8 protein-coding genes and 1 pseudogene are annotated in these 8,667 nt (G+C 70.0%); 7 read left to right on the forward strand and 2 right to left on the reverse strand.

The window, feature by feature from the left end:
* The first annotated feature begins 24 nt into the window (after nt 1-24).
* The 4 genes and pseudogenes from P3T39_RS28025 to P3T39_RS28040 all read left to right on the forward strand — a co-directional run bounded on the left by P3T39_RS28025 (nt 25) and on the right by P3T39_RS28040 (nt 3,238).
* Entirely contained in the window at nt 25-426 is a 402-nt protein-coding gene (locus P3T39_RS28025) for a nuclear transport factor 2 family protein (RefSeq protein WP_280701823.1), read from the forward strand.
* A gap of 261 nt (nt 427-687) precedes the next feature.
* Nucleotides 688-1,416 carry a glucose 1-dehydrogenase gene (locus P3T39_RS28030; protein ID WP_280701825.1) on the forward strand — a complete coding sequence of 243 codons (729 nt, stop codon included), beginning with the start codon at nt 688-690 and terminating at the stop codon, nt 1,414-1,416.
* Nucleotides 1,417-1,471: 55 nt separating this feature from the next.
* Nucleotides 1,472-2,107 (forward strand): annotated as a pseudogene (locus P3T39_RS28035) (alcohol dehydrogenase catalytic domain-containing protein); the annotation flags it as partial.
* A gap of 144 nt (nt 2,108-2,251) precedes the next feature.
* A complete protein-coding gene (locus P3T39_RS28040) occupies nt 2,252-3,238 on the forward strand; it encodes an LLM class flavin-dependent oxidoreductase (protein WP_280701826.1) in 987 nt (328 codons plus the stop codon).
* Nucleotides 3,239-3,586: 348 nt separating this feature from the next.
* On the opposite strand, the gene P3T39_RS28045 is transcribed toward P3T39_RS28040, so the two are convergent.
* Entirely contained in the window at nt 3,587-4,339 is a 753-nt protein-coding gene (locus P3T39_RS28045; RefSeq protein WP_280701828.1) for an SDR family NAD(P)-dependent oxidoreductase, read from the reverse strand.
* A 362-nt stretch (nt 4,340-4,701) separates the two neighbouring features.
* On the opposite strand from P3T39_RS28045, the gene P3T39_RS28050 reads away from it, so the two are divergent.
* The 3 genes from P3T39_RS28050 (at nt 4,702) to P3T39_RS28060 (ending at nt 8,501) form a co-directional block, all read left to right on the forward strand.
* Nucleotides 4,702-6,159: an NAD(P)/FAD-dependent oxidoreductase gene (locus P3T39_RS28050; RefSeq protein WP_280701829.1), complete on the forward strand. Its 1,458-nt coding sequence runs from the start codon at nt 4,702-4,704 to the stop codon at nt 6,157-6,159.
* A 161-nt stretch (nt 6,160-6,320) separates the two neighbouring features.
* A complete protein-coding gene (locus tag P3T39_RS28055; protein WP_280701831.1) occupies nt 6,321-8,024 on the forward strand; it encodes a thiamine pyrophosphate-binding protein in 1,704 nt (567 codons plus the stop codon).
* 243 nt (nt 8,025-8,267) lie between these two features.
* Entirely contained in the window at nt 8,268-8,501 is a 234-nt protein-coding gene (locus P3T39_RS28060; RefSeq protein ID WP_280701832.1) for a hypothetical protein, read from the forward strand.
* Here P3T39_RS28060 and P3T39_RS28065 read toward each other — a convergent pair.
* The coding region (locus P3T39_RS28065; protein ID WP_280701834.1) for a VOC family protein at nt 8,485-8,667 on the reverse strand (183 nt) is incomplete at its 5' end. The genes P3T39_RS28060 and P3T39_RS28065 overlap by 17 nt on opposite strands.

Consider the following 8,667-nt stretch of genomic DNA (forward strand, 5'->3'; position numbering starts at 1 on the left):
ATCGGTTACCTCGTGGAGGCCGACATGACTACACCCGAACAGAACAAGACGCTGGTCCTGGAAGCGTTCGACACGCTGTTCAACCAGCGCGACTACGCCGCCGCCGAAGACTTGTGGGCCGAGCACTACATCCAGCACAGCGCACACATCGCGCCGGGGCGCGCGGGCCTGTTCGACCTGATCCGCTCCCTGCCCGACACGCTGCGCTACGAGCACCGGCTCGTGCTCGCCGAAGGCGACTGCGTCATGCTTCACGGCCGCTTCACCGGCACCGGCAGCCCCGCCGCCTCGGTGGCGGCCGACGTGGTGCGCATCGAGAACGGCAAACTCGCCGAGCACTGGGACGTCCTGCAGGATGAGGCGACCCGCGCCGAGTCCGTCAGCGGCCTGCCGATGTTCGGCGACCGGTTCCCGCCCGACCGCTGACCGGCAACGCCGCACGGACGAAGCCCGACGGCCAGTACTACGGCCATTTCCTTGGGTGCCCCTGACCGCCGCTGGCCACTGACCGCCGGCATTCGCGGGTCCCAGGGCTTGGGCGCAGGACCGCCGCTTGGCGATTTGATTCACCATGGGGCGTGGGTGTATCGGTTCGACCTGATCTTTCCGAGCTGAGATGTCTGCGGCATCCGGGATGAGCCCGGGCCGTCCGGCCAACCGTATTTACTGCTATCGGGAGTAGCGACCATGGGAAAGCTGCAGGGAAAAGTAGCGGTCATCACCGGCGGCACCACCGGGATCGGGCTGGCCACAGCAAAGCTCTTCGTCAGGGAGGGCGCCTATGTCTTCATCACGGGCCGCCGTCGAAAAGAACTCGATGAAGCCGTGAAGGCAATCGGCGGCAACGTGTCCGGCGTTCAGGGGGACGTCGCCGAACTGGCCGACCTTGACCGCCTCTACGAGGCCGTCAAGGCGAAGGGGCGAATCGATATCGTTTTCGCCAACGCCGGTCTAGGTGAGTTCGCTTCGCTGGAAGACGTCACGGAAGAGCATTTCGACAAAATTTTCAACATCAACGTGAAGGGTTCGCTCTTCACGGTACAAAAGGCCCTGCCACTATTGAATGACGGCGCCTCTATCATTCTCACGGGCTCCGTTGCGAGCGTCAAGGGAACCCCCGCGTTCTCGGTCTACGGCGCAAGCAAGGCTGCCATCCGAAATTTCGTTCGAGGATGGACGGTGGAGCTGAGGGATCGACGTATCCGGTCCAACGTCCTCAGCCCTGGCCCGATCGAAACGCCACTTGTGGCGACACAACCTCAAGACGCCATCGCGAAGATTGCATCCACCATTCCGATGGGCCGCATGGGGGAGCCTGACGAAGTCGCCAAGGCGGCGCTTTTCCTTGCCTCGGATGACTCCAGCTTCGTCACGGGAATCGAACTTTTCGTTGATGGCGGCAGAGCGCAAATCTGATACCGAAATGGCATATCTGGAAGTGTCGTTTAGTTCGCGGGCCCATCGTGACCACCTTCCCGGGGTGCGGTTTCCGTTGGCCTCCGGGCATGAGATCGCCGGGCGCATCGAGGTGCTCGGCGAGGGGGCCCAAGACCGCAGCTGGAAGGTGGGCGACCGGGTGGCGATCGGCTGGTTCGGCGGTGTTTGCGGCCACTGCACGCCCTGTCGGTAGGGCGCCTTCGTCGTGTGCGAGAACCTGAGGGCGGCCCCCGGATGGTCGTACGACGGCGGCTTCGCCGAGGCGGTGATCGCGCTGGCCGACGCCCGGATCCCCCGACGCGCTGGCGGCGACCGATGCGGCGCCCCTGGCCTGCGCGGGGGTGAGCATGTACAACGGGCTGCGGCGCAGCTCCGCCAGGCCGGGCGATCTGGTCGCCGTACTCGGCCTCGGCGTCCTGGGCCACCTGGGGTGCAGTACGCGGCCACGACGGGCTTCGAGACCGTGACCGTCGCCCGCGGAGCCGCCAAGGCCGACTTCGCCAAACAGCTCGGCGCACACCGCCACATCGACACGGCCGACACCCCGGTCGCCGGCGCGCTGCAGTCCCTCGGCGGCGCCAAGGTCGTTCTGGCCACGGCCGCCAACTCCGAGGGCATCACCGCGACAGTGGACGGGCTACGCCCCTGCGGCGAGCTGGTGGTCATCGGCCTGGCGCCGCCCGCTTGCGGATGGCGCTCACCACCCACTGACATTGCACGTACCGATTGATCATCCGCCCAGATCAGAGCCCCAGGCTTGAGCCTGGCTGGCGGGGAACCCTGGATCCCCCTTCCCGCTAAAGGAGTCCGACCGATGGATGTCTCCTGTCAGTTCGCCACATCCCTGCACTCTCCCGAACACATCGCCCTCGCAGAGCAGTTGGGCTACCAGCGCGCCTGGCTCCATGACACGCCCGCCCAGAGCCCCGATGTGTGGGCGATGCTGGCGCTGGCCGCCGATCGCACCCACCGCATCGGCCTGGGCCCCGGTGTCCTCGTGCCGACCCTGCGCCATCCGATGGTCAACGCCTCCGGCGCCGCCACCCTCGCCGCCCTCGCACCCCGCCGGGTGACCCTCGCCTTCGGCACCGGTTTCAACGGCACCCGCGCCCTCGGCGCACCCCCGGCCACCTGGTCCTACCTCAGCCGGTACGTCCGGACGGTACGCGGTCTGCTCCGCGGCGACACCGTGGAATGGGACGGCGCCCCGATGCGCATGATGCACCCCGGCACGCACGCCCCTCAGCGTCCCATCGACATCCCCGTGCTGCTCTCCGCTCTCGGCCCCAAAGGTCTCGCCATCACCCGCGAGATCGCCGACGGCCTCTTCAGCGTCAACGGCGAAACCGCGCACGCCCGCGAGTTCACCTGGGCCGCACTGGGGATCCACGGCACCGTGCTGGGCGAGGACGAACCGCTCGACTCCGCCCGCGTCCGCGCGGCCGCCGGCCCCGGCAACGCTCTGGCCCACCACGCCGCCTACGAGTTCGGCGGCGACCCCACCACCCTGCCCGGCGGACAGGCCTGGCTCGACGCCGTCACCGCCCACCCCCGCACCGAACGCCATCTCGCCGTACACGACCAGCACCTCACCGCTCTCAACGCGGCCGACACCGCCGCCTGGAACGCGGGAAGCTGGCAGGCGATCACCTCCACCACCGTCACCGGAACCCCCGACCGCATCCGCGACACACTCAGCGCCTACGCCCGGGACGGCATCACCGAAATCGTCTACCAGCCCACCGGCCCCGACATCCCCGGCGAACTCGAACGCTTCATCGCCATCGCCCGCGACGTATGACGACCGACGCGTCGCACACCTCGTGCACGGTGCGTACGGCATCCGCTCGTCGTCGCCCTTGATTGTGGACTGGACCATCCAGTCCCGGGGCCGTCCCGGTGAGCCACACGAGCCGGAGTCGTCGTCAAAGTGATCTCCAACGCCGCTGAGTTATGGCGTGAGTGCGCAGGTCAAGGGGCTTGAACGCGGCAACGGGACACCTGTGGATCAACGATCGACGAAGAAAGTCGATCAAGCACAGGGGTCCCGTTGCAGGACGGTGTGGGACAAGCCCACGGTGATGCGGTGTGCTGCCGGACGCCCCGGGCCGGTGTAATGCGGCCGGGGACGTCCGGCGGGCCGTGCGAGTCAGACGGCGGTACGGCCGCCGTCCACGGGCAGCACGGCGCCGTGGACGAAGCTTGCCGCGTCGCTGGCCAGGTAGGCGATCGCCTCGGCGATCTCCTCCGGCTCGGCCGGTCGGCCGGCCGGGGCCTGGGCGGCCAGGGCGCCGAGGTCCTCGCCCATGCCGGCCGTGCCCTCCGTGCGCGCCGGGCCGGGGCGCACGGCGTTGACCCGCACCCCGCGCGGGCCGTACTCCGCGGCCCACGCCTTGGTCAGCAGCTCCACGGCCGCCTTGCTCGACCCGTACAGGGCCATGCCCGCGGCCCCGTACGCCGCGACGATGGTGCTCACGTTGACGATCGCACCGCCGCCCCGCTCGGCCATCGTCGGCGCGAGTTCCGCCACCAGGTGGAACGGCGCCTTCACATTCAGCGCGTAGACGGTGTCGACCTCGCTCTCCGCTGCCTTCTCGGTAGGCCCGAACGGGTAGATGCCCGCGTTGTTCACCAGGATGTCGACCCGGCCACCGCCCAGGTCCACGGCCCGCCTGGCCAGCTGCCGCACCGACTGCGCCTCGCGCAGATCGGCGGCGACGAAGTCGGCCTTGCCGCCGCGGGCGCGGATGGCGGCGACCACGGACTTGCCGCGTGAGCTGTCGCGGCCGGCCACCAGTACGTGTGCTCCCCGCTGGGCCAGTAGCGCCGCGGTGGCGGCGCCGATGCCGCTGGTCGCTCCGGTCACCAGGGCCACGCGTCCGGTCAGATCAAGCGAACCCATGAGGTTGTCCTCCGTATCGGAAAGGTGAGGATCGCGGCCGTACGGCGGTGCCGCTTCCGCTGCCCCGCCGGCTCGACCGCGAGCTGACATGCGGGGAAAGCACCACTTCCGCCGTGGGATTCCGTTCTCGTCATCGGCGATTCCTGGGGCCGCCATAAGTTCAGGGGGCGTCCGAGCGGCCGTGGTCCTCGCGGGAGGCGCCGGACCGCCCGAGGCAGGTCACGGCGTGCGTGCGGTCATAAGGGGCATGGATGGCCGCTCTTGGTGACTCCTGCGGCCAGGGTATGACGGCCGGCGCGCACCGCGCGGTTACATGAGTCGGGGATACGGCCCCGTCAGCCCCGAACAGACGAGAGGGAGCAATGAGCGAAGCACGCGAGAACCAGGAGAGCAACGCCTACGACGTGGTCGTGCTGGGCGCAGGCCCGGTCGGCCAGAACGTCGCCGACCGCGCCCGCGCCGCCGGCCTCACCGTGGCCGTCGTGGAGCGTGAACTGGTCGGCGGCGAATGCTCCTACTGGGCCTGCGTCCCCAGCAAGGCCCTGCTGCGGCCGGTCATCGCGGTCGCCGACGCCCGCCGGGTGGACGGTGCCCGTCAGGCCGTCACCGGCCGGCTCGACACCGACCGGGTCTTCGCCCGCCGCAACCACTACGTCACCGACTGGGACGACACCGGACAGGCCGAGTGGGTGAAGTCCATCGGCGCCGACCTCTTCCGCGGCCACGGCCGCATCGACGGCCCCTGCCGCACCACGGTCACCAGGGACGACGGCGCACGCCTCACCCTCACCGCCCGGCACGCGGTGGCCATCGCCACCGGCAGTCGGCCGCTGCTGCCCGACATCCCCGGCATCCAGGAGGCCCGGCCCTGGACGAACCGGCACGGCACCGACTCCAGCGCGGTCCCCGGCCGGCTCGCCATCGTCGGAGGCGGCGGAGTCGCCATCGAGATGGCCACCCTCTGGCAGGGCCTGGGCTCCCGGGTCACCCTGCTCGCCCGCCGGCGCCTGATTCCCCGCATGGAACCCTTCGCGGGCGAGCTCGTCGCGCGCAGCCTCACCGAGGCGGGCGTGGACGTGCGGATCGGCACCCAGGTCACGGCCGTGCGCCGCCCGGACCCCAGCGGGCCCGTCATCCTCACCCTCGACGACGGCAGCGACCTGCAGGCCGACGAGGTCATGTTCGCCACCGGCCGGACCCCCAGCACCGACGACATCGGCCTGGACACGGTCGGCCTCTCCGCGGGCACGTGGCTGGAGGTGGACGCCACCTGCCTGGTCCGCGGGGTCGACGGCGTATGGCTGTACGCCGTCGGCGACGTCAACCACCGGGCCCTGCTCACCCACCAGGGCAAGTACCAAGCGCGGACCGCCGGCGATGCCATCGGCGCCCGCGCCGCAGGACTCCCCATGGACGACGGCCCGTGGGGAGACCACGCCACCACCGCCGACCAGCACGCCGTGCCCCAGGTTTTCTTCACCGACCCCGAGGCGGCCGCCGTGGGCCTGACCGCCGAGCAGGCGGCCCAGGCCGGCCACCGCATCAAGACCGTCGACCTCGACTTCACCGCCGCCCAGGGCGCCAACCTCTACGCCGACAACTACCGTGGCCACGCGCGGATGGTGGTCGACCTCGACCGGGAAGTCCTGCTCGGGGTGACCTTCGTCGGCCCCGGAGTCAGCGAGCTGCTGCACTCGGCGACCGTCGCGGTCGCCGGCGAGGTCCCGCTCAAGCGGCTCAGGCACGCGATCGCCTGCTTCCCGACCGTCAGCGAGATCTGGCTCTTCCTCCTCGCCGCCTACCAGCGCGACCGCACCTGAGCGGACGGGACAGAGCCTGGCGGCGTTCCCCCCCAGCCGGGGCGACGGCGCGCGCCCCACCTGGTCACTCCGGCGGCTGCCTCCGGGTCGCGGGGGTGCTCCGGGCGGGCTTGCCTGGGAGAGGGACGAGGGGCTCAGGAAGCCGCGAGACAGGGAACGACATGACGATCACTACCGCGCGTTCGACCATGACCATCGGCGACTTCCTGCTGCGCCGCCTGCGGGAGGCGGGCATCTCGCACCTGTTCGGAGTGGCTGGCGACTACAACCTCGAGTTCCTCCTGCAGATGGAGGACCGCAACGAGTTCACGTGGGTCGGCAACTGCAACGAGCTGAACGCCGCCTACGCGGCCGACGGGTACGCGCGGCTCAACGGCATCTCGGGGCTCGTGGTGACCCACGGCGTCGGCGCCTGGAGCGCCATCAACGGTGTCGCCGGCGCCTACAGCGAGCACGTCCCCGTCGTCTGCGTCTGCGGGTCGCTTCCGCTGAAGGCGCTGGACCGGAAGCTGCTGATGCACCACACCTCGGGCGACACCGAGTACGACGACGTCATGCGCGGCTACGCCCAGGTGACGGTGGCACAGGCCAGGCTGACGCCGCAGAACGCCGTGACGGAGATCGACCGGCTCATCCTCACCGCCTGGCAGCGCAAGCTCCCGGTCTACCTGGAACTGCCCTCCGACATCGCCTACCTGGATGTCGAGGTCCCGCCGGAGCCGCTGGAGCTCGCCATGCCACCGAGCGATTCCGAACGGCTGAGCACGTGTGCCGACGCGATCGTCGCCCGGCTCACCAGCGCGCGCTCGCCAGTGATCCTTGTCGACATCGACGCGGACCGCTTCGATGTGACCGGCGAGCTGTTGGAGCTGGCGGGCAGGATGCAGCTGCCGATCGCCGCCGTCAACACCGTCAAGGGGCTCATCGACGAGACCAGCCCGTACTTCCTCGGCCTCTACGCGGGAGCGGGCAGCAAGCCCGAGATCCGCGAGATGGTGGAGAACAGCGACTGCCTGCTGGCGATCGGCGTACGGCGGGTGGACACGACGTCCGGGGGTTTCAGCGACGCGCTTCCCGCCGGACGGATCGACGCCCGCGGTGACGCCGTGGACATCGGCCCGGACAACTACCAGGCCGTCTACCTGAAGGAACTGCTCCGCCGGGTCGTCGACAAGGCCCCAGCCAGGACCTCGGGATACCTCCGGCAGGCCGAGATGCCGCAGGAGCCGAGCGCGGCCGTGATGTCCGGCCCGCTCACCCAGGCGGCGTACTGGAGCATGGTCCAGGACTTCATCCGCGAGGGCGATGTGCTCATCGCCGAGGACGGCACCTCCGAGGCGGGCTGCTGGGGGCTGCAGCTGCCGCCGAAGTGCTCCATCGTCACCCAGGCCGTCTGGGGCTCGATCGGCTACAGCGTGGGATCGGTCCTCGGCACGCTCCTGGCCGCGCCGGAGCGGCGGCACCTGCTCTTCGTGGGCGACGGGTCCTTCCAGCTCACGGCGCAGGAGGTGTCGACGATCCTCCGGCACGACCTCAAACCCGTCATCTTTCTGATCAACAACGGCGGCTACACGGTCGAGCGCGCCATCTGCGGCAAGCAGGGGCACTTCAACGACATCGCCAACTGGGCCTACGCCGAGCTGCCGAAGGTCCTGCACCCGGGAACGACCGCCCGGACGTTCGTCGTGAAGACGCCGGCCGAACTCAGGGAGGCGCTGGCGGCCCCGCACGACAGCATGATCTTCATTGAGGCGGTCATGGACAAGTACGACGCCCCGCAGCTCGTCATCGAGTCCGGCCACGGTATGGCGGAGGTCGACTACGGTCCCCGCGGCCCGCAGTACCGGCCCGGCGTCCAGCTCTGACGGCAAGGCGTCCGGTCGCATCGGATCAGTTAGGTGCCGGAGGGCCGGCAGCGCGTGGACGCCGGAGGGTCAGGTGCGGGCCGGCGGGATCCAGCAGGGTGGGCCGCAGAGGTAGCCGGCCCGGTCACGCCAGCCCGGCCGATCGCACGATGCAGCGGCTGGAGCCGGTCGCAGCGATGGACGAGGTGTCCCGCAGCGGCGCTCCTGCGTCGGCGAATGCCAGCGCGAGGGCGTTCAGCCGGGGTGGCCGGCCACCGAGACCGCGTCGGCCGGGGGCGGGCCGAACTCGGCGAGGACGAGCAGGACCCGGAAGCAGTGCCGCTGCCCTGGCAGGCCCGCCAGCGGTACCTGATCCTGCGCACCCCGGAAGTGCCGGAGCTGTGGGTGCGGGCTCTGCTGCGGTTCCCGGCCAGCTACAGCCTGTCGTCTGTGCAGGTCGGGCTGGTGATTGCCGGATGGCTCAGCGGAGCTCGTTGATGCGGATGAGGTTGCCTGCGGGGTCGCGGAAGGCGCAGTCGCGGATGCCGTACGGCTGTTCGGTCGGCTCTTGGACGACGTCGGCGCCGCTGGCCTGCAGCCGTGCGAAGGTGCCGTCGAGGTCGGTGGTGGCCAGGATGATGCGGGCGTAGCTGCCCTTGGCCAT

The organism is Kitasatospora sp. GP82 (assembly GCF_029892105.1).
Lineage (GTDB): Bacteria > Actinomycetota > Actinomycetes > Streptomycetales > Streptomycetaceae > Kitasatospora.